At 64.7% G+C, this 24,969-nt stretch carries 29 protein-coding genes, 1 other RNA gene and 1 riboswitch; of the genes, 14 read left to right on the top strand and 16 right to left on the bottom strand.

Annotation, left to right across the window (positions count from 1 at the left end):
* Both C0Z19_RS16770 and cobA read left to right on the top strand, forming a co-directional pair.
* Positions 1 to 179: elongation factor 1-alpha C-terminal domain-related protein (locus C0Z19_RS16770; RefSeq protein ID WP_438947151.1), on the top strand; the 179-nt coding region annotated here is incomplete at its 5' end.
* A gap of 66 nt (positions 180 to 245) precedes the next feature.
* Complete coding sequence (gene cobA, locus C0Z19_RS16765; RefSeq protein WP_233196173.1) at positions 246 to 1,046, top strand: uroporphyrinogen-III C-methyltransferase; 801 nt, start codon at positions 246 to 248, stop codon at positions 1,044 to 1,046.
* A 109-nt stretch (positions 1,047 to 1,155) separates the two neighbouring features.
* Here cobA and C0Z19_RS16760 read toward each other — a convergent pair whose 3' ends face one another.
* The 3 genes from C0Z19_RS16760 to lptF are packed head-to-tail and all read right to left on the bottom strand — an operon-like array spanning position 1,156 to position 3,822.
* Positions 1,156 to 1,551, bottom strand: a complete 396-nt coding sequence (locus tag C0Z19_RS16760; RefSeq protein WP_102610952.1) for a sirohydrochlorin chelatase — start codon at positions 1,549 to 1,551, stop codon at positions 1,156 to 1,158.
* 19 nt (positions 1,552 to 1,570) lie between these two features.
* Positions 1,571 to 2,719 (bottom strand): LPS export ABC transporter permease LptG, encoded by a 1,149-nt coding sequence (gene lptG, locus C0Z19_RS16755; RefSeq protein ID WP_102610975.1) that lies wholly within the window; start codon positions 2,717 to 2,719, stop codon positions 1,571 to 1,573.
* 5 nt (positions 2,720 to 2,724) lie between these two features.
* Positions 2,725 to 3,822: an LPS export ABC transporter permease LptF gene (gene lptF, locus C0Z19_RS16750; protein ID WP_102610951.1), complete on the bottom strand. Its 1,098-nt coding sequence runs from the start codon at positions 3,820 to 3,822 to the stop codon at positions 2,725 to 2,727.
* Between the two features lie 127 nt (positions 3,823 to 3,949).
* Here lptF and C0Z19_RS16745 point away from each other — a divergent pair, with 127 nt between their 5' ends.
* The 3 genes from C0Z19_RS16745 to C0Z19_RS16735 all read left to right on the top strand — a co-directional run bounded on the left by C0Z19_RS16745 (position 3,950) and on the right by C0Z19_RS16735 (position 6,494).
* The gene (locus tag C0Z19_RS16745) at positions 3,950 to 5,461 is read left to right on the top strand and encodes a leucyl aminopeptidase (RefSeq protein ID WP_102610950.1); all 1,512 of its coding nucleotides are present in this window, start codon (positions 3,950 to 3,952) and stop codon (positions 5,459 to 5,461) included.
* 40 nt (positions 5,462 to 5,501) lie between these two features.
* On the top strand, positions 5,502 to 5,918 hold the full coding sequence (locus tag C0Z19_RS16740; RefSeq protein ID WP_102610949.1) for a DNA polymerase III subunit chi: 417 nt from the start codon (positions 5,502 to 5,504) through the stop codon (positions 5,916 to 5,918).
* A gap of 63 nt (positions 5,919 to 5,981) precedes the next feature.
* Complete coding sequence (locus C0Z19_RS16735; RefSeq protein WP_102610948.1) at positions 5,982 to 6,494, top strand: DUF2486 family protein; 513 nt, start codon at positions 5,982 to 5,984, stop codon at positions 6,492 to 6,494.
* 87 nt (positions 6,495 to 6,581) lie between these two features.
* On the opposite strand, the gene ilvD is transcribed toward C0Z19_RS16735, so the two are convergent.
* Positions 6,582 to 8,255, bottom strand: coding sequence for a dihydroxy-acid dehydratase (ilvD, locus tag C0Z19_RS16730; protein WP_102610947.1), 1,674 nt, complete (start codon positions 8,253 to 8,255; stop codon positions 6,582 to 6,584).
* 208 nt (positions 8,256 to 8,463) lie between these two features.
* Between ilvD and C0Z19_RS16725 the strand changes: the two genes are divergently transcribed.
* Both C0Z19_RS16725 and lgt read left to right on the top strand, forming a co-directional pair.
* Positions 8,464 to 9,396: a LysR family transcriptional regulator gene (locus C0Z19_RS16725; protein WP_102610946.1), complete on the top strand. Its 933-nt coding sequence runs from the start codon at positions 8,464 to 8,466 to the stop codon at positions 9,394 to 9,396.
* Positions 9,397 to 9,413: 17 nt separating this feature from the next.
* The gene (gene lgt / locus C0Z19_RS16720; protein WP_102610945.1) at positions 9,414 to 10,319 is read left to right on the top strand and encodes a prolipoprotein diacylglyceryl transferase; all 906 of its coding nucleotides are present in this window, start codon (positions 9,414 to 9,416) and stop codon (positions 10,317 to 10,319) included.
* Here lgt and C0Z19_RS16715 read toward each other — a convergent pair.
* From C0Z19_RS16715 to C0Z19_RS16695, 5 genes are all read right to left on the bottom strand, one after another.
* Positions 10,285 to 11,013 (bottom strand): SIMPL domain-containing protein, encoded by a 729-nt coding sequence (locus tag C0Z19_RS16715; protein WP_425330269.1) that lies wholly within the window; start codon positions 11,011 to 11,013, stop codon positions 10,285 to 10,287. The genes lgt and C0Z19_RS16715 overlap by 35 nt on opposite strands.
* Positions 11,014 to 11,105: 92 nt before the next feature.
* Positions 11,106 to 11,564 carry an EVE domain-containing protein gene (locus C0Z19_RS16710; RefSeq protein WP_102610944.1) on the bottom strand — a complete coding sequence of 153 codons (459 nt, stop codon included), beginning with the start codon at positions 11,562 to 11,564 and terminating at the stop codon, positions 11,106 to 11,108.
* A 51-nt stretch (positions 11,565 to 11,615) separates the two neighbouring features.
* Positions 11,616 to 11,797, bottom strand: a non-coding RNA gene (ssrS, locus tag C0Z19_RS16705) — 6S RNA.
* A 32-nt stretch (positions 11,798 to 11,829) separates the two neighbouring features.
* Complete coding sequence (locus C0Z19_RS16700) at positions 11,830 to 12,144, bottom strand: cell division protein ZapA (RefSeq protein ID WP_102610943.1); 315 nt, start codon at positions 12,142 to 12,144, stop codon at positions 11,830 to 11,832.
* Positions 12,141 to 12,497, bottom strand: a complete 357-nt coding sequence (locus tag C0Z19_RS16695) for an ATPase (protein WP_102610942.1) — start codon at positions 12,495 to 12,497, stop codon at positions 12,141 to 12,143. Before C0Z19_RS16695 ends, C0Z19_RS16700 begins: the two co-directional genes overlap by 4 nt.
* A gap of 166 nt (positions 12,498 to 12,663) precedes the next feature.
* Positions 12,664 to 12,903: riboswitch (cobalamin riboswitch) on the top strand.
* 115 nt (positions 12,904 to 13,018) lie between these two features.
* Here C0Z19_RS16695 and C0Z19_RS16690 point away from each other — a divergent pair.
* The 6 genes from C0Z19_RS16690 (at position 13,019) to cobC (ending at position 19,516) form a co-directional block, all read left to right on the top strand.
* Positions 13,019 to 14,965: a TonB-dependent receptor plug domain-containing protein gene (locus C0Z19_RS16690; protein ID WP_102610973.1), complete on the top strand. Its 1,947-nt coding sequence runs from the start codon at positions 13,019 to 13,021 to the stop codon at positions 14,963 to 14,965.
* Complete coding sequence (locus tag C0Z19_RS16685; RefSeq protein WP_102610941.1) at positions 14,962 to 15,981, top strand: FecCD family ABC transporter permease; 1,020 nt, start codon at positions 14,962 to 14,964, stop codon at positions 15,979 to 15,981. The genes C0Z19_RS16690 and C0Z19_RS16685 overlap by 4 nt, the downstream gene beginning before the upstream one ends.
* On the top strand, positions 15,978 to 16,799 hold the full coding sequence (locus C0Z19_RS16680) for an ABC transporter ATP-binding protein (protein WP_102610940.1): 822 nt from the start codon (positions 15,978 to 15,980) through the stop codon (positions 16,797 to 16,799). The genes C0Z19_RS16685 and C0Z19_RS16680 overlap by 4 nt, the downstream gene beginning before the upstream one ends.
* A gap of 190 nt (positions 16,800 to 16,989) precedes the next feature.
* Positions 16,990 to 18,045, top strand: coding sequence for a nicotinate-nucleotide--dimethylbenzimidazole phosphoribosyltransferase (gene cobT / locus C0Z19_RS16675; protein WP_102610939.1), 1,056 nt, complete (start codon positions 16,990 to 16,992; stop codon positions 18,043 to 18,045).
* Positions 18,042 to 18,935, top strand: coding sequence for an adenosylcobinamide-GDP ribazoletransferase (locus C0Z19_RS16670; RefSeq protein WP_102610938.1), 894 nt, complete (start codon positions 18,042 to 18,044; stop codon positions 18,933 to 18,935). The genes cobT and C0Z19_RS16670 overlap by 4 nt, the downstream gene beginning before the upstream one ends.
* Positions 18,920 to 19,516 (top strand): alpha-ribazole phosphatase, encoded by a 597-nt coding sequence (cobC, locus tag C0Z19_RS16665; protein ID WP_102610972.1) that lies wholly within the window; start codon positions 18,920 to 18,922, stop codon positions 19,514 to 19,516. Before C0Z19_RS16670 ends, cobC begins: the two co-directional genes overlap by 16 nt.
* A 35-nt stretch (positions 19,517 to 19,551) precedes the next feature.
* Here cobC and C0Z19_RS16660 read toward each other — a convergent pair whose 3' ends face one another.
* From C0Z19_RS16660 to C0Z19_RS16650, 3 genes are all read right to left on the bottom strand, one after another.
* The gene (locus tag C0Z19_RS16660; protein ID WP_102610937.1) at positions 19,552 to 20,493 is read right to left on the bottom strand and encodes a cobalamin-binding protein; all 942 of its coding nucleotides are present in this window, start codon (positions 20,491 to 20,493) and stop codon (positions 19,552 to 19,554) included.
* On the bottom strand, positions 20,490 to 21,050 hold the full coding sequence (gene cobU / locus C0Z19_RS16655) for a bifunctional adenosylcobinamide kinase/adenosylcobinamide-phosphate guanylyltransferase (protein WP_102610936.1): 561 nt from the start codon (positions 21,048 to 21,050) through the stop codon (positions 20,490 to 20,492). Before cobU ends, C0Z19_RS16660 begins: the two co-directional genes overlap by 4 nt.
* Before the next feature lie 83 nt (positions 21,051 to 21,133).
* Positions 21,134 to 21,553, bottom strand: coding sequence for a PaaI family thioesterase (locus tag C0Z19_RS16650; protein ID WP_102610935.1), 420 nt, complete (start codon positions 21,551 to 21,553; stop codon positions 21,134 to 21,136).
* A gap of 170 nt (positions 21,554 to 21,723) precedes the next feature.
* On the opposite strand from C0Z19_RS16650, the gene C0Z19_RS16645 reads away from it, so the two are divergent.
* Entirely contained in the window at positions 21,724 to 22,347 is a 624-nt protein-coding gene (locus C0Z19_RS16645) for a ParA family protein (RefSeq protein ID WP_102610934.1), read from the top strand.
* 113 nt (positions 22,348 to 22,460) lie between these two features.
* On the opposite strand, the gene panD is transcribed toward C0Z19_RS16645, so the two are convergent.
* From panD to C0Z19_RS16625, 4 genes are all read right to left on the bottom strand, one after another.
* Positions 22,461 to 22,847 (bottom strand): aspartate 1-decarboxylase, encoded by a 387-nt coding sequence (panD, locus tag C0Z19_RS16640; protein ID WP_102610933.1) that lies wholly within the window; start codon positions 22,845 to 22,847, stop codon positions 22,461 to 22,463.
* Between the two features lie 47 nt (positions 22,848 to 22,894).
* Entirely contained in the window at positions 22,895 to 23,728 is an 834-nt protein-coding gene (gene panC / locus C0Z19_RS16635) for a pantoate--beta-alanine ligase (protein WP_102610971.1), read from the bottom strand.
* A gap of 127 nt (positions 23,729 to 23,855) precedes the next feature.
* Complete coding sequence (locus C0Z19_RS16630) at positions 23,856 to 24,716, bottom strand: segregation and condensation protein A (protein WP_102610932.1); 861 nt, start codon at positions 24,714 to 24,716, stop codon at positions 23,856 to 23,858.
* A gap of 2 nt (positions 24,717 to 24,718) precedes the next feature.
* Positions 24,719 to 24,907, bottom strand: a complete 189-nt coding sequence (locus C0Z19_RS16625; protein WP_102610931.1) for a DUF3460 family protein — start codon at positions 24,905 to 24,907, stop codon at positions 24,719 to 24,721.
* Positions 24,908 to 24,969: the final 62 nt, after the last annotated feature.

Raw genomic sequence — 24,969 nt, 5'->3', positions numbered from 1 at the left:
ATACGAGCGAGAAAGCGGTCATCGCCATGAACGACATCGGCCGCGTGGCGTTGACGCTGCAAAAGCCGATCGTTTGCGATACCTACGACGCGCATGCGGCGACGGGTGCGTTCGTGTTGATCGATGAGGCTACGCACCATACGGTAGCAGCCGGCATGATTCGTGCATATTCTGCGTGACTGAGGATTGACTCGTCGAGGCGGCGCCAGTGGGGCCGCCTTCACACGCGAAAGGACGAAAGGGCCATGGGCAAGGTGTATTTGATCGGTGCAGGACCGGGGGCGGCGGATCTCATCACGGTGCGCGGTGCCCGTTTATTGGGCACGGCCGACGTCGTGCTGCATGATGCGCTCGTTGAGCCGGCGATGCTCGACTATGCGCCGCACGCCCGCAAAGTTGCTGTCGGCAAGCGCTGCGGCCAGCGCTCGACGGCCCAGCAGTTCATCAACAAACAGATCGTCGACGCCGCGCTTGCACATGATGTCGTCGTGCGCCTGAAGGGCGGCGATCCGATGTTGTTCGGCCGTGCCGACGAGGAAATGCGCGCGCTCGAAGAAGCGGGCATCGAGTACGAAGTCGTGCCCGGCATCACGGCGGCATTGGCCGCGGCTGCTTCGGTCAAACGCTCACTGACATTGCGCGGTGTCTCGCGCAGCGTCGCGTTGGCCACCAGAAGCCGCGCACCCGACACCGAAGCAATACGGGAAGCTGTCAATGCCGATTCGCTGGTCTTCTACATGGGCCGCGACAGCGCACCCGAGATCGCACAGCAACTGATCGATGCGGGCCGCCCGAGTGCAACGCCCGTAGCGATTGTCGAAGCCTGCAGCACGTCGCGCGAAAGGACGTTGACGCTCACGCTCGAAGAATTGGCAATGGGTGAGGCGCAGCAATGGCTCGATCCCGCGCAGCCGAGCTTGCTGATGATCGGTCAGGCGTTTGCCGAACGCGCGTCGATGAAGTCGGCGAGCGGGAGCGGGCAGCCCGCTTCGACAGGTTCAGCAGCACCCGCTGACGCCCGCGACGCGTTTGCACACGCGGCCTGACCGGCAGCGACGCGCGCGCATTTCTCCTTTCTTTTTTGCATTCATGCAGACGCGATTTCGCCGGGCGGGTCATCGGCTCGGCGATGATCGCGCGCAACTGCCGCTTACTTCAGCCCAGAGAATAGAGCTGACGCAGGCAGTACGCAGCCAGCGCATCGAGCACGGCATCGTCTTCGCCGACAGGCGTCGCTTGACGGATCTCGACGCCGGGATGGGCGCTGCGACACGCATCGATGATGAGCGGCAAGTCGCGCCTGACATGGCCGCCTTGCCCGAAAAACACCGGCACCACGGTGATCGACCTGCAGCCCGCGGCGACTTGCGCAGCCACTGCGGACGGCAGATCGGGCGTCATCAATTCGAGGAACGCGAGCGACACTTCGGTATTGGCGTCGGCGAGCGAGCGTAATTTGCCGGCGAGCCGCTCGAACGGCTCGGCCCAGCGCGCGTCGCGTGCGCCATGCGCGAACAATACGATGCCGCGAGAGAAAGCCGCTGCGTTCATCGCTCCTCCGCTGCCGGCCTCAGTGCCGGTCGACCCACTTGAGCCCGCCGAGCCCGAGCACGAGATAAATGAGGCCTGGCAACGCGGCCGTGACGGGCGCGGGCCAGGTGTTGAGCATGCCGATGTGCGAGAACAGCGTATTGATCAGCTGGAAACTCATACCGAGCATGATGCCGCCGAACACCTTGACGCCGACGACGCCCGCACGCGTGTGCAGATAGGCGAACGGCAGCGACAACACAAGCATGACGAGCACGGCGAACGGATAAAGCAGCTTCTTCCACAGCGCGATCTCATAGCGCTGCGTGTCCTGACGATTTTCAACCAGATGCTGGATGTAGCGAAACAGATTGAACATCGACATCCGATCGGGCGAGACGAGCAGCACCGACAGAATCTGCGGTGTCAGCTCGGAGCGCAGCGAATACTCGGGCAGCGTCACCTGCGTTGCGCGATAGACGGGGGACAACGCATCGGCGGGCGTATTGGCCGGGGGCGGCAGGCTCGTGAGCATCGTGTCGGTCACGCCCGTCAACAGCCAGTGGCCCTTGCCCTCGTAGCGCCCCGTCTTGGCCGTGCGGACGTTCGTGAGCTTGAAGGTGGGATCGAATTCGTAGATGCGCACATCGCTGATCGACGCATCGGGCATGAGTTCGCCGACATTGACGAAGCGTGTCACCTGTTCGCCGTCTTCCCGCGCCGTCAGCGTGTCCTTGACCCAGACGCCCGAAGCAAAGTTCGATGAAACGGCCGAGCCGAGCGCCTCGAGGCGCACGCGCTCGGACAATTGATCGGAGTAGGGGCCGACGACTTCGCCGATGAAGTACGTGAGCGCCACGAGCGGGATCCCGATCTTCAGCAGCGACCGCAGCGCCTGGCTCGTCGATAAGCCCGATACGCGAAAGATCGTGTATTCGGAGTTCGCCGCCATCTGCGCAAACACGTAGATCGTGCTGATGAGCGCGGCGACGGGGATGATTTCGTAGAAGCGCGACGGCGTTTGCAGCGCCACGCGCAGCACGGCGTAGCCGAACTTGTAATTGCCGTGCCCGACCGTGTTCAGTTCGTTGATCAGATCGAAAAAGAAGAACAGGCCCGAGAACGCGAACAGGATGAAGATGAACGCGAGATAGACCTGGCGGGCGAAGTATCGTTCGTAGATGCGCATGACGATCAGGCTCCTCCCGTCCGCGCGAACCACGTGCGCGGGATCAACGGGCGATTGCGCACGCGCAGCCAGAACACGACGACGACGAGCGCTGCTGCGACGACATGCAAGCCGATGAGCCCGGCGACGAACGACATCTTGCCTTGCTCGAGCCACGACTGGACCACGTTGAGCAGGTTCGAATAGGTCAAAAAGATCAGCACGGCCATGACGAGGTTGATCGTGCGCCCGCGCCGCGGGTTTTGATAGGCCAGTGGGATGCCAAGCAGCATCAGATTGACGGCCATCAGCGGCAGCCCCGTGCGCCAGGCGAATTCAGCCAGGTTATCGCGCGTCGGATGGCGCAGCAAGGCGGCGGTGGACATGCCCGTCGTCGGCGTCGGATTGACGACCGGCTGATGGGACATTTTCACGCCGTACCGTTCGAACTCCATGATGCGAAAGTCGGGCTTGCCGGGTTCGCCGTCGTAACGGCGCCCGTTCTCCAACACCACGAAGCGGGAACCGTCCTTCATCGTTTCCGTATGACCGTTTTGCGAGACGACGACGCTGACTTTCCCATGCTCGGTGCTCGTCACGAAGACGTTCTGCACGTGCGTCTGGTCGGGCGTCATTTTTTCGATGAAGAACACACGGTTCGTGGCCGGCGATTCGCGGAACTGGCCCGGCGCGAGCATCGACACTTCATCGCGTTGCTGGAAGCGTGAGCGAATGAGCTTGCTTTGCGCATTCGACCAGGGCCAGCCCACATAGGCGAAAAACGCGATCAGCAGGATGAGCGGCGCGGCAAATTTCGCGATCGGCTTGATGAACCGCGTAAGGCTCACGCCCGAGGCGAGCCAGACGACCATTTCCGAATCGCGGTACCAGCGCGTGAGCACGAACAAAATCGAGACGAACATCGTCACGACGAGCATCACGGCGATATAGCCGACGACAGTCAGACCGATCAGGACGACGACGTCCTTCGGATCGATTTCGCCGGACGCGGCGTAGCCGACGATGCGGATCATCATCGTCGTGAGAAAGATCGTGAGCAGCACCATGAATACGGCGCCGGCGGTATAGGATAGCTCGCGCTGGAGGGAGCGTTCGAAAATCATCGTCGGTGCGAGAGGGCGGGGGACGCGCGCATCGAGCGCAGCGCATTCCGACGCCTGAGAAAAAATAGCGGATAATTGCGGCTTCGTTTACAACGAAGTAAGCCGATTTTATCCGAGGACAAGCGCGATGGACTTTAGCATAAAAGCCTGTGACTGGACGAAGGGCACGACGGGTGGTTTCCTGACGGGGAAATCCGATTGCATCGTGATCGGCGTGTTCGAGGGGCAATCCCTCTCGGGCGCGGCACTGGAAATCGACGTGGCGACGAAGGGGTTGCTCACGCGCATCGTCAAAGCAGGAGACATGCAGGGCAAGAGCGGCACGACGCTGTTTCTGCACGAAGTGGAAGGTATCGGCGCTTCGCGCGTGCTGCTGGTCGGGCTCGGCAAGCAGGACGCATTCGGACAAAAGGCTTACAGCGACGCAGCGCGTGCGGCGTGGCGTGCGATCCTCGGCACGAAGATCGTGCAGGTCACGTTTACGCTCGCGCAACTGCCCATCAAGGAACGGTCGGCCGATTGGGCCGTGCGCGCCGCGGTGCTCGCCCTGCGTGGCGAGACCTATCAGTTCACGCAACTCAAGAGCAAGCCGGAGCCGGCCAAATATGCACTCAAGCGCATCGTCGCGACCGTCGATCCGGCCGACGAAAAGCTGGCGAAGGCCGCCGTCAGGCAAGGCCTCGCGGTGGCCAGCGGCATGGAGCTCGCGCGCGATCTCGGCAACCTGCCTGGCAACGTCTGCACGCCGGGCTATCTCGCCGAAACCGCCAGGAAGCTCGGCAAGGAATTCAAGTTCAAGGTCGAAGTGCTGGGCGAAAAGCAGCTCGAAGCACTGAAGATGGGGTCGCTGCTGTCGGTGACGCGCGGCTCCGACGAGCCTCCCCAATTCATCGTCATGCACTACCAGGGCGGCGGCGCCAAGGCCGCGCCGATCGTGCTCGTGGGCAAGGGCGTGACGTTCGACAGCGGCGGCATCTCGCTGAAGCCGGGCGAAGCCATGGACGAGATGAAGTACGACATGTGCGGCGCGGCGTCGGTGTTCGGCACGCTGCGCGCCGTGGCCGAGCTCGGGTTGAAACTGAACGTCGTCGGCATCGTTCCCGCAGTCGAGAACATGCCGAGCGGCAAGGCCACGAAGCCGGGCGACATCGTCACGAGCATGTCGGGGCTCACCATCGAAGTGTTGAATACCGACGCCGAAGGGCGCTTGATCCTGTGCGATGCGCTGACCTACGCCGCGCGCTTCAAGCCGGCGGCCGTCGTCGACATCGCCACGCTCACGGGCGCGTGCGTCATCGCGCTTGGCCATCACAATTCGGGGTTGTTCTCGAAGGACGACGCGCTGGCCGGAGAACTGCTCGACGCCTCGCGAGAAGCGGTCGACCCGGCCTGGCGTATGCCGCTCGACGATGAATATCAGGAGCAGCTGAAGTCGAACTTCGCCGACCTGGCCAACATCGGTGGCCGTCCCGGCGGCAGCGTGACGGCGGCCTGCTTCCTGTCGCGCTTTACCGAAGCCTACCCGTGGGCGCACCTCGACATCGCCGGCACGGCGTGGAAGGGCGGTGCCGCGAAGGGAGCCACGGGGCGCCCCGTGCCGCTGCTGACGCAGTTTTTGATCGACCGCGCCGGACAGTGACAGTGATGGCGCTTGGCTGGACCCTTTGCGAGGCAGTGCAATGACGCGCGTCGACTTTCATACGAACGTCGGCGATGCGTTGCTCTATGCCTGCCGGCTCGCGCGCAAGGCGTATCAGGCCGGCCAACCGCTCGTCGTCGTGGCCGACCATGCCAGGTTGCGCGCGTTCGACGAGCGGCTCTGGACATTCTCGCCGCTCGATTTCCTGCCGCACTGCATGGCCGAGAGCGAACTCGCCGCGCGCACGCCGATCGTGCTTGCAACGGATGTCGAGCAGGCGCCGCATCACCAGGTTCTGCTCAATCTTGCGCCGGTTGTGCCGGCGCAGTTCGCACGCTTCGAGCGCCTGCTCGAAGTCGTCGGCAACAGCGACGATGAACTCGCGGCCGGCCGCGAGCGCTATCGGTTCTATCGCGATCGCGGTTATCCGCTCAACAATTACAAGCAAGGCGCGTGAGGAAGGTGTTGCGGGCATGCTCGCTGCACGTCAAGCGCATATCGCATCATTAGGGAGGCAAGCATGAGCGATCCCAACGATTTTCACGATCCGCACGGTCCCCACGATCCGGGTTCCATTCCGATGTTGACGGACGTCATCGTACCGGGCCGTCCGCCGATCGGTCGCCCCGGCGAAGCGCATGGCGATGCGCCAACGGCTCCTTCCCCGGCGCATGCTTTGGAGCAACGACAGCCTGCTGCCGTGCCGGAGCCTGCGGCCGCCATGCCGTCGGAGTCGGCACGCGCGCACTATGGCCCATCGGCGCCGACATCGGTGCCCACGTCGGGCGCGGCATTCGATGCGCGCGATGTCGAATTCATCGCCGAGCGTTTGCGCGGACGCTTTTCAACCTACCTGCGCGGGGACGCGCGCCACGTGATCGAAGAGCGATGCCGCGGCGCCATCGAAGAGCACACGAACTGGCTCGTGCGGCAAGTTACGCGTGAAGTCGTCGCGGCGCTCGAAGCCGAGGTGGCGGGCTGGGTGCGCGATGCCGTATCCGAGGAATTGACGCGGCATACTTCGCAGCGATAGGCGCATCGCGGCGTCGCGTCCGCGGCGGCGAGCGCAGCGTGGGGCGCTTCGCCGCGGCAAACGGTGCGCACGCCGCACGGCCATCGGTCAATCTGTCACCGCCCCCTTGTTCGCGGGCCGCACGAGCGCCGCGAATTTGGCGAGGACGCCTCGCGTATAGCGCGGCGCCGGTGCTTTCCATGCCGCTCGCCTGCGTTCCAACTCCGCATCTTCCACATTCAGCTGCAACAGCAGCTTGTGCGCATCGATCGTGATCGAATCGCCTTCCTGCACGAGCGCGATCGTGCCGCCTACGAACGCTTCGGGGGCGACATGCCCGACCACCATGCCCCACGTCCCGCCCGAAAACCGCCCGTCGGTGATGAGCCCGACCGATTCTCCGAGTCCCTTGCCGATCAGCGCCGAAGTAGGCGCGAGCATTTCGGGCATGCCGGGGCCGCCTTGAGGGCCGAGGTAGCGCAGCACGAGCACGTCGCCCGCGCGAATGCGATCGTCGAGAATCGCAGCGAGCGCGCTCTGCTCATCGTCGAACACACGGGCAGGCCCCGTGATGACGGGATTCTTCAAACCTGTAATTTTCGCGACGGCCCCTTCCGTTGCCAGATTGCCTTTCAGGATCGCGAGATGCCCTTCGTCGTATAGCGCCTTCTCGAGCGGGAAGATGACCTGCTGATCGGCGCGCGGCGTACCCGGAACATCTTTGAGCTCCTCCGCCATCGTCCTGCCCGTGATCGTCATGCAGTCGCCATGCAGCAAGCCCGCATCGAGCAGAATCTTCAACACTTGCGGAATGCCGCCCGCGCGATGCAGATCGGTCGCGACGTATTCGCCCGATGGCTTCAAATTGCAGATGACGGGCACGCGTTTGCGCACGCGTTCGAAGTCGTCGATCGACCATTCGACTTCGGCCGCGTGTGCAATGGCGAGGTAATGGAGCACCGCATTGGTCGAGCCGCCCGTGGCCATGATCAGCGCTACGGCGTTTTCGATCGACTTGCGCGTGATGATGTCGCGCGGCTTCAAATCGTTCTTCACTGCTTCGACGAGGACACGAGCCGATTCGGCGCTCGATGCGACCTTCTCGTCATCGGGGTTCGCCATCGTCGACGAATAGAGCAATGACATACCGAGCGCCTCGAACGACGAGCTCATCGTGTTGGCCGTGTACATGCCGCCGCAAGAGCCCGTGGAGGGGCAGGCGTTTTGCTCGATGCCGTCGAAGTCTTCCTGCGACATGCGGCCGGCCGTGAATTCGCCGACGGCCTCGAACGATGAGACGATCGTCAAGTCCTTGCCTTTCCAGTGGCCGGGGCGAATCGTGCCGCCGTACACATAGATGCCCGGCACGTTCATGCGGGCGAGTGCGATCATGCCGCCCGGCATGTTCTTGTCGCAGCCGCCGATCACGACCACGCCGTCCATCCATTGCCCTTGCACGCAGGTCTCGATGCAGTCGGCGATCACTTCGCGCGAAACGAGCGAGTATTTCATCCCTTCGGTGCCCATCGACATGCCGTCGGAGATCGTCGGCGTGCCGAACGTCTGAGCATTCGCGCCTGCGTCTTGGATAGCGGCGGCGGCCGCGTCCGCGAGCTTCTGCAGGCCCGCGTTGCAAGGCGTGATCGTCGAGTGCCCGTTGGCGATCCCGATCATCGGCTTGTCGAAGTCTTCTTTCTTGTAGCCCAGGGCGTAGAACATCGAGCGGTTCGGGGCGCGCGCGACACCTTGCGTGATGTGCTGAGAGCGGCGGTTGTAAGCCATGTGCAGAGCTCCGGTTCGTTTGTGGGGAAACGGGTGCGGCAGCCGCCGGCGCAAAGGTGGGGCGGGGCGGGTGTCCAGAGGCTGGAGCCGGTGACCGACGCGTGAAGCTCGGGCCAGCATGCCGCGACTTCTATCGCGAGTCCAATATATTATTCACGGTTGATTAGGTCGATACGAATATGAATTGTGCTCACCGGAACGCGCCGCCATGACTCCCGATCTGCGCCAACTGCGCTATTTCGTTGCTGTCGCCGAGGAACGCCACTTCGGTCGCGCGGCTCGCAAACTGTCGATGACGCAGCCGCCGTTGTCGCAGGCGATTCGCGCGCTGGAGGAAACACTCGGCGTCGAGCTGTTCGCGCGCACCAAGCGCACGGTCGACCTGACGGCCGTCGGCGCCGATCTGTTGCCCGAGGTGCGCAAGCTGCTCGCCCAGGCCGACGCGCTGCGCCCGCTCGCGCAAAGTCTGGCGCGCGGCGAAGCCGGCGCGCTCTCGCTCGCGTTCGTTTCGACGGCCGATTACGGCTTGCTGCCGCAACTGCTTCGCGAGTTCGCCGTGCGCCATCCGCGCGTGCGCTTGAATCTCGCCGAAGCGACGAGCGACGTGCAAATCGAAGAACTTGCCGCGGGCAGGATCGATGCGGGCCTGATCATCCCGCCGCTGCCGCCGCGCCACGCGGCGACGCTTTCGTACCTGCCCGTCATGCGTGAGCCGCTCGTGGCGGCCCTGCCCGCGTCGAGCGTGCCTCACCGGGGCCGGGGCGAGCCGCCCGATTGGCTCGACACCCCGGTTTCGCTGGCCGAAGTGGCCCAACTGCCGCTCGTGATATTTCCGCGTCGTTTGGCGCCGGGCTTTTATGACATCATTACGGCCTGCTATGGCGCGGCTGGCCTCACGCCCCGCATCGGACAGGAGGCCATTCAAATGCAGACGATCGTAAGCCTCGTTTCGGCGGGCATGGGCGCGGCACTGGTGCCGCAATCATTACGCAATCTGCGGCGCACCGGTGTCGTCTACCGGCCGCTTGCCGAGCGTACGCCGCTCGTCGAGACGGGGCTCGTATGGCGCACGGCCGAGGTCAGCCCGGTGCTTGCCGGGTTCATCGAAATCGTGCGCGCCCACGCAAAAACCCACTCCTAAATGCCCAAAGCCTTACGATGCTGATTCATCCTGATTTCGATCCCGTTGCAATTCATTTCGGCCCGCTTGCGGTGCGCTGGTACGGGCTCATGTATCTCGTCGGTTTCATCCTGGCGGTCGTCATCGGCCGGCTGAGGCTGCGCCTGCCGCACGTCGCGGCGCAAGGCTGGACCGCGCGGGATATCGACGACATCCTGTTCTACGGCGTGCTCGGCACGATTCTCGGCGGCCGGCTCGGCTATGTGCTGTTCTATAAGGCCGATTACTACTTCGCGCATCCGCTCGACATTTTCAAAGTGTGGCAGGGCGGCATGTCGTTTCACGGCGGTTTGCTCGGCGTGACGCTCGCGATGGTGTTGTTCGCCTATCAACGCAAACGTTCATGGCTGCAGGTGACCGACTTCGTTGCTCCGATGGTGCCGACGGGGCTTGCGGCGGGGCGTCTCGGCAATTTCATCAACGGCGAGCTGTGGGGGCGCGTGACCGATCCGCAAGCGCCGTGGGCCATGTTGTTTCAGAACTCGTCGAACGATGACGCCATTTGGCTGGCCACGCATCCGCAGCTTGCGCAGAAGTGGAATCTTGCACAGGTGTTTGCGCAATATCACATGCTGCCGCGCCATCCGTCTGAGCTCTACGAAATCGCGCTCGAAGGCGTCACCCTGTTTTTCGTGATGTTCTTCTTCACGCGCAAGCCGCGTCCCGTGGGGGCAGCCTCGGGCGTGTTCCTGATCGGCTATGGGCTGGCCCGTTTCATCGTCGAATTCGCACGCGAGCCCGACGATTTCCTCGGCTTGCTGGCGCTGGGCATGTCGATGGGGCAATGGCTTTCGCTGCCGATGATCGTCATCGGCAGCCTGTTGCTCGTCTGGTCGTATCGGCGTGCGCCTAGCGTGTCATCTGCACCGAGCCCGAGACCGTAACGGTGACGGTGGCCTTGCCGCCTTCCACAGGCAGCGGGGCCGGTGCGGCCGCGGCCATTGCCCGCATCGCGAACATCGGGCGCGGCGGTGGCGTGACGTTGTTGCTGCCCACGTTGACCTGGCGAATCGTATAGCCGCTGTAGCCGAAGGCATGGGCGGACGAGTCGGCCTCGTCCCTGAACTTTTTGATAGCGTCGGCCGTCAGCTTGTCGGCCGCTTTGCGCTGCGCCTCGGGCGATAGCGAGAACGCGACGCCGGCGATCTGCATCGTCGAATTGATCTGCCCTGCAAGTTTCGTGGCAGCGGCAAAATCGCGCGATTCGAGGACGACCTCCGTACGGCCGCGCCAGCCCGAGATGCGGCCGTTGTTGTCGGTCGTCGGATAGACCGTGAACGCACCCGTATGGGCCGTGACATCCGATACACCGCGGGCTTGCTTGAGCGCGGTGTCGGCGTGCTGGTTCAATGCATCGGTGAGCGAGGCCGCATCGTGTGCGTCCTGCTCATAGAACAGCGTGATCTGGACCACGTCTTGCTGCACGTCGGTGCTGGCTTGAGCCGACAGCGACAGCACGCCCGACGGCTCGAACTGCGGCGTCAGGACGGTGTCGGCATGCGCGGGCAGCGCAGCGGCGGCAAGCGGCGCTGCCGCGGCGGCGAGAACCAGGATGGCGGTTGTTCTTCTCATTTTCATGTGTGCTCCGTGATGGCTCCGTTCCTACACGTTGGGATCATGCGGACCCGGCGAGTACGTCGCATCGACACGCTTTGCGTCTTACGCTGGCTCTACGTCAGCTGCTTCGTGATGAAACGCCACTCGTCTTCGGTCACGGGCGTGATCGAAAGCCGGTTGCCTTTGGCCAACACGCGCATCTGTGCGAGCTCGGGATGCGCACGCAACCGCGCCAGCGGAACAAGCGGCGTCTTCTTCACGAAGCGCACGTCGACCAGCATCCAGCGCGGCGTTTCCCGTGTCGATTTCGCATCGTAGTAAGGACTCTTGGGGTCGAATTGTGTCGGATCGGGATACGGACCCGACACGACTTCGGCAATGCCGGCAATGCCAGGTTCCGGACAACTCGAATGATAGAAGAGCACGCCGTCGCCAATTCCCATCATGTCGCGCATGAAATTGCGAGCCTGATAATTGCGCACGCCCGTCCAGGGCAGGGTGCGCTTCGGCGCGGCGGCGAGGTGGTCGATGCTTGCTTCGTCCGGTTCGGACTTCATGAGCCAGTAGCGCATAGAGGCAGACCGCAAATGAAAACGGCATCGGGAGTACCGATGCCGTTGAATAAAGTCCCCGCCTTAGCCGCTAGGCCGGCATCCTGAACCTGAGGTTCAGAATTGGTCGCAGTTAGCAGCACTTCGGGTACATCAGACAGAGTGACGCGCACGCCCGTGCTACAAATTTCCGCAACCATGCACATGGCATTGGTTCAAGGAATCTATGACCTTGGCGAACCAGGCAGGGAAGCCGTAAAACCTGTTATTTGAGAACCGCCGCCCGTTACAGTGCTTCGTGTTGATCCAGCACCGCACCGAGCTTTTCGTTCATTTGGCGCATTGTACGCCTGATTTCTTCCGCAGGGAAAGCCTCACCGTGACGCACGCTATATTGCAGCTTCAGCAATTCCGAAGCGAGCGAGAGCGCCGCCATCACGGCAATGCGATCGGTGCCGCGCACGTTGCTCATCGAGCGGATTTTCGTCATCTCGGCATCGACGCGCGCCACCGCTTCGAGCAGCGCGGCTTCGGTATCCGGCGAGCAGGCGAGGCGATAGCTTTGGCCGAGAATCGTGGCTTCGATCTGTTTCGTCGTCATGCATCTTCTCCATGCTGCGCGCCAGCCGCGCTTGTGTCGCTCTGTCCCTGCTGCGTCGCGAGCAGATCGAGCTGGCTGTCGGCATCGTACGGGCCCTTCGCGCGCGGCAGTTTTTCGAGGATCGCATTCAGACGCACTTGCGCGTCGTCGATCTTGGCAACGAGCGCATCGCGTTCGGCCTGCAGTGCATTGCGCGCTTCGCGCACCAGCGCGAGTTCGGCATGGACTGCCTCGTTTTCTTGACGCAATTGCGCGAGTTGCTCTTCGAGCGCATGGCGTGCCTGCTGCTGGCGCTCGTTGATCGCGATCAGCCGGCCGATATTTTGTGAGAGGGTTTCGAGTTCGTTGAGCATCTGCTGCGTCCTCTAAAGACCCCGCATTTTAGCGCTAAATGTGTCCGCCTCCGCTCGCTGTCTCGTATCGAGACGTAACCGTTGTAGGCTTTTTTTGCAGAACGCGTGATTTCGCACGGGGTTTGCAAGCATTTCGGGCATTCTTGACGCCCCTTGCCCCCGCTCCTACACTGGCGGCACTTTGGTGCTCGCGCGCCGGGCTGTCCTTGCGCGCGGTTAAACGGGAAACAGGGAGCGAAGTCCGCTCGGACCAGCCAACCTGTGCTGCCCCCGCCAACGGTAAGCGACACGCGCGGCGCTCAAAACCGGCCGCGCGACACCCATCCAACGCCACTGCGCCATCCACGTGGGAAGGCGGATGCGGTTCGTCGTCAGCCCGGATACCGGCCAGAGGGGGAGTGCGGCCGCACTCGCGCCGCGCATCGCACATCATGGCGTCGCGTCGCATGTGCGGCATCGCTCGATGACAAAGCAGTCTGCGGGGAGCAGGCTGCGTGCCGATCCCACAGGAAAACCACACGATGTCCACGCCTTCCGTCCGTGCGGCGCTGCTTGCGCTCGCCGGTCTGCCGCTCATTGCGTTCGCACAGAGCAACCCGAACAACCACGCCGCTTCACCCGCCGATGTTGCGCCAGCCGATGCCGCTGCGGCCGTGCCCGCACCCGCGCAATCCGTTGCTGCCGACGCCTCCACCGCCAACGGCGGCGCGCTCGAGCCGATTGTCGTTACCGCCCAGCGCGGGCCGCAGCCGCTCGCCGAAGCCATTCCGCAAACGACACGCTTCTCGCGTCAGGATATCGCCGATTCCACGGCCACGGATCTGCCTGGCCTGCTCGCACAGGCTCCGGGTGCGCAAATCATCCGCAACGGCCCGCCCGGCTCGAACGCGACGCTGTTTCTGCGCGGCGGCTCGGCCACGCAGTCGCTTGTGTTGATCGACGGCGTGCGCGTCGACTCGGTCAGTCTGGGCCAGGCTCAAATCGGGCAGATTCCGCTGTCCGACGTCGATCATGTCGAAATCGTCAACGGCGATGTCTCGGCGCTCTACGGCTCGGGTGCGATGGGCGGGGTCGTGCAGGTGTTCACGAAGGACGGCGGCAATCATCCGCCGCGTTTCAATTTCTCGGTCGGCTACGGCAGCTATCACACGCAAACGCAACAGGCCGGCGTCAACGGCGCGCTCGACAAGGACGGCAAGACGACGTTCAGCTTCAGCGTTTCTCGTTCCAAGGACGATGGGTTCTCGGCGATCGATCCTGCGCTCGCGCCGAGCGCGAACCCGGGCGCCGACGGGTATTTGAACGAAACGGTGTCGGCCATGGTGCGCCACAAGTTCGACGAGCACTGGGACGCGGGCGTCCGTTATTTCCAATCGAACGGGAAAGACAGCTTCGACAGTGCGTTCGGCGCGCCGACCGATGTCAACTATCTTTATAGCAAAGTGCGCGAGGCATCAGTTTTCGCCAACGGCAAGCTCACCGACTGGTGGACGACGCACCTGACCGCGGCGCTCGGCGACGATCGCGCGGTCGACAAGACGAACGGGGTCTACAACGAACGTTTCGATACCGACAATCGTCAGTTCACATGGCAGAACGACTTCAAGCTCGCCGCGCAACAGAAGCTGCAGCTCGGCTATGAGCGGCTCGATCAAAGTCTCGATTCCGATCAGTTCGCGGCGCCCGACCGTCATGTGAACTCGGTGTTCGCCGGCTACACGGCGCGCTTCGGTGCAAGCCAGATTCAGGCCAACGTGCGGCGCGATCAATATTCGGACTTCGGCGGTGCGAACACCTACTATCTGGGCTATGGGTTCGACTTCACCGAGCATTGGAAGGCGACGGCAAGCTATTCGAGCGCATTTCGCGCGCCGAGCTTCGACGATCTGTACTTCCCCGGCAGCGGCAATCCGTCGATCCGCCCCGAGCGCAGCCATTCGGTCGAGGCGGCGCTGCAGTATGCATCCGATGAACTCGGCGTGTTGCGGCTCACGGCGTTTCAAACGCGCTACAGCGATCTGATCAATTACGTTCCGACACAAGGCGGCTTGTTCTATATCGCCGAAAACGTCGGGCGGGCGAAAGTCCAGGGGCTCGAGGGCTCGTGGAGCGGCAGCGTCGGCAAGACCCGTGTGCGCGCGGCGTTTACACTGCAAAATCCCGTCGACGAAGATGCCGGCGTCGACTTGCCGCGACGCGCGCGGCATTTTGCGTCGTTTTCGGCGAATCGCTCGTTCGGCGGCTGGCGCGTCGGCGGCGAGTGGATCGTCAGCGGAGTGCGCAATGACAGCGGCGTGAATCTCGCGGGGTTCGGCCTCGTCAATTTGTCGGCACGCTATGACATCACGAAGGCCTGGTACGTGAGCGCCCACATCGACAACCTGTTCGACAAGAACTATGAGCTCGCTTATACCTACAACACGCCGCGCCGCAGCGCGTTCATCACGATAGGGTGGCAGCAGCAATGAGCGCACGGCGCGCCGCGGGGGTCTGGATCGCGCTCGCGTTGGTCGGGTTCGTCGTCTTCGCGGCCGCGCTTGCGCTGGGCAGCGTGGCGATTTCGCCGTGGCAAGCCGTGCTTGCGCTCGTGCATGGGCCTTCGCACGTCGTAGGGATCGGGCAGCCGGGCGATGTCGCCGGGGAAATCGTGCGGACGCTGCGCTTGCCGCGCGCACTGGCCGGTTTCAGTTGCGGGGCATTGCTCGCGCTCGCCGGCGCGTTGCTGCAGGTGCTGTTGCGCAATCCGTTGGCCGAGCCTTATGTATTAGGCGTATCGGGCGGCGCGGCCGCGTTTGCGGTGGCCGCGCTGTTCTTCGGATGCGCGTGGTGGCTCGTCGATCTGGCCTCGTTCGGCGGCGCGCTGTTATCGATCGCGCTCGTGCTTGGCCTCGCGCGGCGCGAATTCCGGCGCGGCGAACGGCAGGAGGCGTCACCGCGCTTGCTGCTGACCGGTGTCGTCGTCGCGACGGGATGGGGCGCGCTCATCACGCTCATCATCGCGCTCGCGCCCGACGACCGGTTGCGCGGCATCGTGTTCTGGCTCACCGGCGATTTGAACGGCGCGGGCAATCCGTGGCCTGCGCTCGCCGCGCTCGCGATCGCGCTCGCAGCGTCGGTGCCGGTCGCGCCGCAATTGAACGTCTTGCTGCGCGGCGACGCATTGGCTTCGTCACTCGGCGTGCCCGCGGCACGGTTGAGACTGCGTATTTACATCGTTGCCTCGCTTGCCGCCGCGGCAAGCGTGACGACGGCCGGCACGATCGGCTTCGTCGGTCTCGTCGTGCCGCACGCGCTGCGGCTCGTGCTCGGCAACGACCAACGCATGCTCGTGCCGGCCAGCGCGCTCGCCGGCGGTATTGCCGTGATGAGCGCGGACCTCGTCGCGCGCACGGCGATTGCGCCGGCGCAACTGCCGGTCGGCGTCGTGACCGCACTCGTCGGCGTGCCGGTCTTTCTTTGGATGTTGCTCCGGAGCCGCCGATGAAGTCGCTTTCGGGCATCGACGCAGGCACGCGTCCCGCGTCCCTATCGGCTCTGCATCTGACGCTGCGGGCAGGCGAGCGTTTGCTGCTCGAAGACTTCACGCATACGTTCTATCCGGGCGAAATCTGGTGCGTGGCAGGCCCGAACGGTGCGGGCAAGACGACGCTCATGACGACACTGGCCGGCCTCGCGCGGCCTGCCGGCGGACATGTCGAAGTCGACGGCGAGCGCATCGATGCGTGGCCGGGCGCGGCGCTCGCACGACGGCGGGCGCTGATGCCGCAACACTCGCACGATGCATTCGGCGCGAGCGTGCTCGATATCGTGTTGCTCAATCGCTTTCCGCATTTGACCGGCTGGGGGTGGGAGCGTCCGGCGGACCGCGCGGCCGCCCAGGTGGCGCTCGACACGCTCGGTCTTGCGGCCCTGGCATCGCGTGATGTGTTGTCGCTCTCGGGCGGCGAACGGCAGCGCGTCGCATTGGCCGCCGCGCTCTGCCAGGACGCGCCGTTGCTATTGCTCGACGAGCCGCTGGCATTCCTCGACTGGCACCATCAGATCGATTGTTTGACGGCGCTCGTGCAATGGACGCATGCGTTGCCGCGCACGATCGTATTTTCATGCCACGACCTCAATCTGGCCCGACGCTTCGCGACGCACGCGCTGCTGCTCGAAGGCAACGGCGTTGCGCACGCGGGCGCGGCACGCGATGTGCTCTCGCCGGCGCTCGCAAGCCGCGCATTCGGGTATCCCCTGGTACTGATCGAACAGGGCGGCCACGAGGCGCTCGTGCCGGCGCTGCCGGGTGCGTCGCGCTGAAAGCGTTCACCGTGCGGGGCGTCGGCCATTTCAGATAGTGATGACCCTGACGTCTGCCCGGCCGGACAATGCGGTTTTACCGAATTGAATGCAGTCCGTGCATGCGAGTATCGTGTCGGCTTGACGAAGCGCGCCCGGTCAACCTTGGCACGACCGCTCGCGCCTCGCTGGCTACCACATCGAATTGAGTATGAACGCACCTCTTCCGTTGCCCGTCGTCGAACCGCTCGATCGTTCGCTGCGAGACGACCTGTCGCGCACCATCGACGCCAAGACGAAGCCGCAAGGCAGCCTCGGCATGCTCGAAGTGCTCGCGCGCCAGATGGGCATGATTCAGCGAACCCTTCGTCCCACGATCGAGCGTCCGACGATGATCGTGTTCGCGGCCGATCACGGGATCGCCCAAGAGGGCGTGAGCCCTTACCCCCAGGCCGTGACCGCGCAAATGGTGGCGAACTTCCTGTCGGGAGGAGCGGCCATCAACGCCATCAGCCGCGTCTCGGGCTTGACGCTTGAAGTGGTCAATGCGGGTGTCGCGACACCACTCGCGCCGTTGCACGGCCTTGTCGATGTGCCGATCGGACCCGGCACGCGCAATTTCGCCCGCGAGCGCGCCATGACCGTGGAGCAGGCGTGGGCAGCGTTGCGAGCGGGCGCTGCCCGCGTCCGCCACCATGCGGGGCTCGGCACGAACGTGATCGGCTTGGGCGAGATGGGGATCGGCAATACGTCGTCGGCCGCCTGCCTCATGAGCCGCTTGTGCGCGGTGCCGATCGACGACTGCGTCGGTCGCGGCACCGGTCTCGACAATGCGGGGCTCGCGCGCAAGCGCAATGTGCTCGCGTCGGCGCTCGCGTTGCATCGCGATGCAATCGAACCGATCGACGTGCTGGCTACGTTCGGCGGCTTTGAAATCGCAATGATGGTGGGCGCGTACCTGGCCGCGGCCGAGGCGAAGATGACGATCCTTGTCGACGGCTTCATCGCAACGGCGGCGCTCGTCGTGGCCGACGCGATTGCGCCGGCCGTGCGTGACTACTGTGTATTCGCGCATGTATCGAACGAAGCCGGCCATCGACGCATGCTCGACCACTTCGGCGCCAAGCCGTTGCTCGCGCTCGACATGCGGCTCGGCGAAGGGACGGGCGCCGCGCTCGCTGTGCCCCTGCTGCACGCCGCGGTCGCGTTCCTCAATGAGATGGCGAGCTTCGAGTCGGCCGGCGTCGCCGGGCGCGAGGCGAGATGACCGACGCGCACGGGCCGCGCCGTGACACCGCCCGCCCCACGCGGTTCGGCCAGGCAGGCGCGGCGCGGGAGACCGGGCTCGAGGCGCGGCGCGTGCGGTCGCGCGCACAGGCTGCGACCGCCGCGCGGCGAGCCGCGTTGCGCATCGAGCTCCGCTACGTGATCGCCGCGTTCGGCTATTTCACGCGCGTGCCGATCCCCGGTGCGATCGCGCTCGATTCGGGCAGTCTGGCAGGGGCGGCGCGTTATTTCTCGCTGGTCGGCGCACTCGTCGGCGCGGTGGGTGCGCTCGTCTACCTCGCGGCGCTACTCGTGTTTCCCGCGAGCGTCGCCGTATTGCTTTCGATGGCCGCCACCTTGCTGTTGACGGGAGCGTTGCACGAAGACGGCCTCGCCGATTGTTGCGACGGACTCGGCGGCGCCATGACGCGCGACGATGCGCTGCGCATCATGCGCGATCCGCGCCTGGGTGCATTCGGCGCCATCGGCCTCGTCATGACGCTCGCGCTCAAATGGCAGGCGCTCGCCGCGCTGCCCGCGGAGACGGCCGCTTGGACGATGGTGGGCGCGCATGCGGCCAGTCGCGCGCTCGCCGCAAGCTATATGGCGACGCACGATTACGCGCGCGAAGAGGGCAAAGCAAAAAGCGTGGCGCGGCGTATGTCGAAGCGCTCGCTGGTTGTCGTGCTGGCGCTCGGGTTGCCGTGGCTGTTGGTGCCCGACTGGCGCGCGGCCGTGTTCGGGCTGGCCGTGGCCATTGCTTTGCGGTTCGTTCTCGGCCGTTACTTCACGCGCAGGCTGGGCGGCTATACGGGCGATTGCCTCGGGTTCGCTCAGCAGATCTTCGAACTGACGCTCTACTTGTGCTCGCTCGCGTGGATCTCGTTCTAATCCGCCATCCGCCGCCCGCGATCGACGCCAGCATCTGCTACGGCCGCACCGACGTGCCGCTGGCCGTCGATGCCGACGAATCGGCAAGCGCGATTGCGGGGCGACTCGCGGCGCTCGGCGTCCCGTCGCCGCAGCAATTGACGACAAGTCCGTTGCAACGGTGCGCGCATCTGGCGGGCGGGCTCGCGCGGCATTTCGATTGCCTCGTCGGCGTCGACGCGCGGCTGCAGGAAATCGACTTCGGCGCCTGGGAAGGGCAACGCTGGGATGCGATCGATCGTGCCGCGCTCGACGCCTGGGCCGCCGATCTGCGTCACGCAAGGATGCATGGCGGCGAGAGCGTCGAGCAATTCGAGGCTCGCGTCGGCGGCTGGCTCGAACTGTGGCGAGCGACGACGACTGCACCGACGTCGCATGTTCACGCGGTGACGCACGCCGGCGTCATGCGCATGATTGCGTCTCTCGCGCTCGGCAAGCCGTTGGAAGAGACGCTGAAATGGCCGTTGGAAATGGGCGCCGTGGTATGGCTGCGCCGCGACCCGGGTGGCCAGGGGTGGCGCCTGTTGCATTGGAACGTTTGAGCGTGGCGCGGCTGCACGGCGCGCGCTTCAGCGCTTCAGCGCGTGAGCGCTGCACCGGTGTGCGGCCGATGTTCGCGCGCGGCTTCCAACGCACGGCAGAGTTGCTCGGCGCCTTGCGCGATACGTGGGCCGGGCCGGTTGATGAGATCGCCGTCGATGGCGAACAGGTTGCCGTGCGCCACGGCTGTCATGCGCGGCCAGGCGCGCCACAGCGCGAGGCTCGGCAGCGGCGCGTCGGCGCGCGTGGCCCCCTGGCTCGTCGTGACGATCGCTTCGGGATTGGCGGCGACGACGGCTTCCGTCGATACGGTCGGCACGAGCGGCGCGAGCCCTGCGAACACGTTGCGGCCGGCGCACATCTCGATGATGTCGCTGACGATATGCGTGCCGTTCAGTGTCATGAGCGGATCGTCCCACACCTGGTAGAACACGCTGACGGGCGAGCGCCCCGTATATTGCGCGCGCAGTGCGGCGATTTTCGCGCGAAAGTCGGCGGCCGCCGCATTCGCTCGTTGCGTCGTGCCGAGCAGTGCGCCCAGTGCGACGAGGTCGGTCGCGACATCGTCGAGCTTGCGCGGTTCGCTGTGATAAAGCGCGATGCCGAGTGCGCGCAGCCGATCGAGTTGCCGTTCGTCGTTGCCGTGACGCCAGACGATCACGAGATCCGGCTTGAGTGCGACGATGCGTTCGAGATCGAGTGCGTTGTTGTCGCCCACGCGTGGCAAGGTTTTGGCGATGCTCGGGTAGTCGCTGTAAGACACGGCGCCGACGAGCATCGCGCCGCCGCCCGCTGCATAGACGAGTTCCACCGCGTGCGGCGACAGGGCGACGACGCGGCGCGCTGGCGCAGGCAGCGTCACGCGTTCGCCCGCGTCGTCGGTGACGGCAACCGAGGCGCCGGCGGGCGGCGCGACACCCAGCGTCAAGCCGCATGCAAGCGCGAGCAGGATGGCGAGGCGCGCAGCCAGGCGGCTCATCGTGCCCGCTCCCCTTTGACCGTCATCGCCAGTCCGGCCACCATCAGCGTGACCTCGCGCGCGAGCGACGCGACACGTTGATTGAGCCGCCCGAGTTCGTCGACATAGCGACGGGTGAGGGCTCCAAGCGGCACGACCCCCATCCCGATTTCGTTGCTGACGACGATGATCGGGCCGCTTGCTTGCGCGAGTGCGGCTTCCAGGGCGTCGAGATAGTTGGCGAAGCCGTCGCACGGCGGTGCGTCCGGCTCACCGCTCGCGGGGCAAAGCAGATTGGCGAGCCATAGCGTCAGGCAGTCGACGAGGATGCAGCGATGGCCATCGTCGGCTGCCGAGATTGCGCTGGCAAGATCGAGATCGGCTTCGACCACGCGCCAATCGGCCGGCCTTCGGTCGCGGTGATGCGCAATGCGCGCGGCAAACTCGGCGTCGTCGGATGCACGCGCCGTCGCGACGTAGGTCACGGGGCGCGCGGTGGCCGCGGCAAGGCGTTCGGCGTGGCTGCTCTTGCCGGAGCGCGCGCCGCCGAGGATGAAAGTCAGATCGGGCTGGGTCATCGCGCGATTTTAGCCAGATGTCGCCAGATGCAGAGAAACCGCGCGGCGCCGTTCGTTCGATCGCTCGCTCGACGCGCAGGGCCTCAATTCAAAATCATCTGCGTGCAACGGAACAGGGCGATCGTATGGCCGTCGGGATCGAATACGGAGGCATCCCAAACATGCGTGCTGCGCCCCAGGTGAACGGCGCTTGCGACTGCGCGCACGGTGCCGGCGCGGCAGGTGCCGAGAAAGTTGCTCTTGAGCTCGATCGTCGTGAAGCCGCGCGCATGTTCGGGCAGATGCGCCATGCAGGCGTACCCGCAGCAGGTGTCGGCGAGGCCGATCACGGTCGCCGCATGGAGGAATCCGTTCGGCGCCAGCAATTGCGGCCGCACGGCGAGCTTGCCGGTCAGCGTGCCTTGTGCGAGCGCGACGATGCGCACGCCAAGCAGTTCGGGCAGTGTCCCCTCCTGGTGCTCGTGGATGGTCTCGATCGTGTAGTCGGAGCGTAGGGTCGACATAGGAGGTGCCTCTTCGAGATAGGGACGGTAGCCCGATTTGCCGATATTATCGGGAGTCGCGATGCATTTTGACAGCGTAACGCGTTGAACGGCCTGCCTGACGAGACCGGCCCGGAGGCGCAACCGGCCAACCGGCCGCTCGGGAAGCGGTCTTCTACTCGGGAGTGTTCATGACGGTGATCGTGGTAGCGAACCCCAAAGGCGGCGTGGGCAAGAGCACACTGTCGACGAACCTGGCCGGCGCCTTCGCGGCGAGCGGCGAATGGGTGGCGCTGGCCGACCTCGATCGGCAGCAGTCGTCGCACGGATGGCTCGCCTTGCGGCCCGAGGGGCTGCCCCCCATCGAAACCTGGCGCGTCGACCCCGACGCACCGGCGAAACCGCCGAGGGGGCTCGAGCGCGCCGTCGTCGACACGCCGGCCGGGCTGCATGGCGCCCGGCTCTCCGCGGCGCTCGAATTGGCCGATAAAGTGGTGGTGCCGTTGCAACCGTCGATGTTCGATATCCTGGCGACGCAGCACTTCCTCGAACGGCTCGCCAAAGAAAAGGCCGTGCGCAAGGGGGCGATCGAAGTGGGCGTGGTCGGCATGCGAGTCGACGCGCGTACGCGCTCGGCCGAGCAACTGCATCGCTTCGTCGAAAGCCTCGAATTGCCCGTGCTCGGCTTTCTGCGTGACACCCAGAATTACGTGCAATTGGCCGCGCATGGCCTCACGCTGTGGGACGTGCCGCAAAGCCGCGTCGAGAAAGATCTGGAACAGTGGGAGCCGATCACGGCGTGGGCGTCGAAATGAGCTCGAGCGCCATGTGAATCTGGCGCGGGCGCCGTAGCGCCCGGGTTTGGCCTGCGCCGCGCCCGCGGCCGTGCGGCGGCGCCGGGATGGGCCGCGCGAGGCGGCCGCGCCGCTCAGGTCCAGCTTTGCACGGGCACGTGCGCGCGGCTGCCCTTGATCTTGTTTTGATCGTCGACGAAGACGAGCTTCGGTTCCCAGCCGGCCTTCAGCTCGGCGTCGTCGACCATCGCGAATGCCGCAATGATGACGAGATCGCCCAGCTGCGCACGGCGGGCGGCTGAGCCGTTCAGCGAGATCATGCCGCTGCCGCGTTCGCCGCGGATTGCGTAAGTCGAAAAGCGTTCGCCGTTGTTGACGTTCCAAATGTCGATGCGCTCGTTTTCGACGATACCCGAGGCGTCGAGCAAATCTTCGTCGATCGCGCACGAGCCTTCGTAATGGAGCTCGCAGTGCGTGACCACGGCGCGGTGGATCTTCGATTTCAGCATGTGTCGTTGCATGGTCTTCCCTTCCTTCGTGCAGACGATTGCCCCGCTTGCGGCGAGCGTCAGATTTCGAGGTTGTCGATGAGGCGCGTCGCCCCGAGCTTGGCCGCGGCCAGAATGACGAGCGGCGCATCGAGGTCGTCCGCGCCCGGCGCGAGCAGGTCGGCGCGCTTGCGCACGGCGATGTAGTCCGGCGTCCAGCCGCGCGCCGCGAGGCTGTCCATCGCTTCGCGTTCGAGGGCGACGAAATCGCGCCGGCCACCGAGGACGCTTTCGCGCACGCGCGCGAGCGTAGCGGCGAGCATCGGCGCTTCGGCGCGCTCGGTTTCGGTCAGATAGCGATTGCGCGAGCTCAGGGCCAGCCCATCGGTGTCGCGCACGGTTTCGGCTGCGATGATGTCGGTCGGCAGCGCGAACTGCTGGCACATCTGCCGCACGATCATGAGCTGCTGATAATCCTTCTTACCGAATACCGCCACGCGCGGTTGCACGCATGACATCAGTTTCATGACGACGGTGCAGACGCCCGTGAAAAACCCGGGGCGAAACTCGCCTTCGAGGATATCGCCCAGGCCGTGCGGCGGGTGAACGCGGTACTCCTGCGGCTGCGGATACATATCGCGCTCGGTCGGCGCGAACAGCACGTAGACGTTTTCCTTCTGAAGCTTTTCGATATCGGCTTCGAGCGTGCGCGGGTATTGGTCGAAATCCTCGTTCGGCCCAAACTGCAGACGATTGACGAAGATGCTCGCAACGACCGGGTCGCCGTGCTGGCGCGCCAGGCGCATCAGCGATAGGTGACCTTCATGCAGGTTGCCCATCGTCGGGACGAAGGCCGTTCGGTTTTGGCCGCGCAACTGGTCGCGCAATTCCTGGATCGAGCTGATGACTTTCATGACGGACGAGTAAGGCGCGCGCGACGCCGGCAGATTGAAGGCGCGCCGATTGTAAGTGGATTTGACGGCCCCTGACATCGAGCGGTAGCTCGGGGAACAGGAGCGGGCGGCGCTGTGCGTCGGCCCGTTATGCGGGCAGGTACGCGAGGCGCACGTAAATCGGTGCAAAGGGCTCGGGTTGGGTAATTTCGATCAGCGATTCCCGCGCCAATTCGAGCATGGCGATGAAATTGACGATGACGACGGGCACGCCGCGAGCGACCTCGAACAGTTCGGAGAACTCGACGAAGCGCGCGTTCTGCAGCCGCCGCAGAATCAGGCTCATGTGCTCGCGGACCGACAGCTCCTCGCGCGAGATCTTGTGATGCTGCACGAGCTTGGCGCGCTTGAGCACGTCCGCCCAGGCCGCGCGCAGATCGTCGATCGCCACGTCGGGAAACCGCGGCGCTATGCTCTGCTCGATGTAGACCTCGGCGCGCAGAAAATCGCGCCCGAGCTGCGGCAACTGGTCGAGCCGCTGCGCCGCAAGCTTCATGCGCTCGTATTCGAGCAGGCGCCGCACGAGTTCGGCGCGCGGATCTTCGGCCTCTTCGCCCGTATCGGCCTTCTTCACGGGCAGCAGCATGCGCGACTTGATCTCGATCAGCATCGCGGCCATCAACAGGTATTCCGACGCCAGTTCGAGATTGGTCTTGCGCAGTTGCTCGACGTAGCCCAGATACTGTGCGGTCACATCCGCCATCGGGATGTCGAGCACGTTGAAGTTCTGCTTGCGGATCAGGTACAGCAACAGATCGAGCGGACCCTCGAACGTCTCGAGAAACACCTCGAGCGCATCGGGCGGGATATACAGATCCTGCGGCAGCTTGAACAGCGGCTCGCCGTACAGGCGTGCGAAAGCGATGCCGTCGACGGTGTCGGGCGTCGTGTCGGTCGCGGGCGCAGTCAGCGCCGCATTCCCGCGCTGCCCCTCGTCGGCGGCGTTCACGTTCAGAAGTTCTGGTAGTAGACGTACGGCGTCTGCTTCACGCCCGCTTGCTGCTGCGTCGAGCGCTCTTCGAGATCGATCGGCTGCTTGTCCCACAGCAGCGAGCGGCCGCGGCGCTGTTCGTCTTCGAGCGCCGGCTTCTGCTGCTTGAGTTGGTTGATGAACTGCGTGATGTCCGATTGGTACAACATGATTCAATCATCCTGAAAATGGGGACAAAGCGACGGGCGTGCCACTTCGAGCAAGCTGCGAT

Origin of the sequence: Trinickia soli, assembly GCF_002879855.1 — a bacterium.
GTDB classification, from domain to species: Bacteria; Pseudomonadota; Gammaproteobacteria; order Burkholderiales; family Burkholderiaceae; genus Trinickia; species Trinickia soli.
The sequence above is the reverse complement of the archived record's forward strand: the minus strand, read 5'-3'. Positions and strand labels throughout refer to the sequence as shown.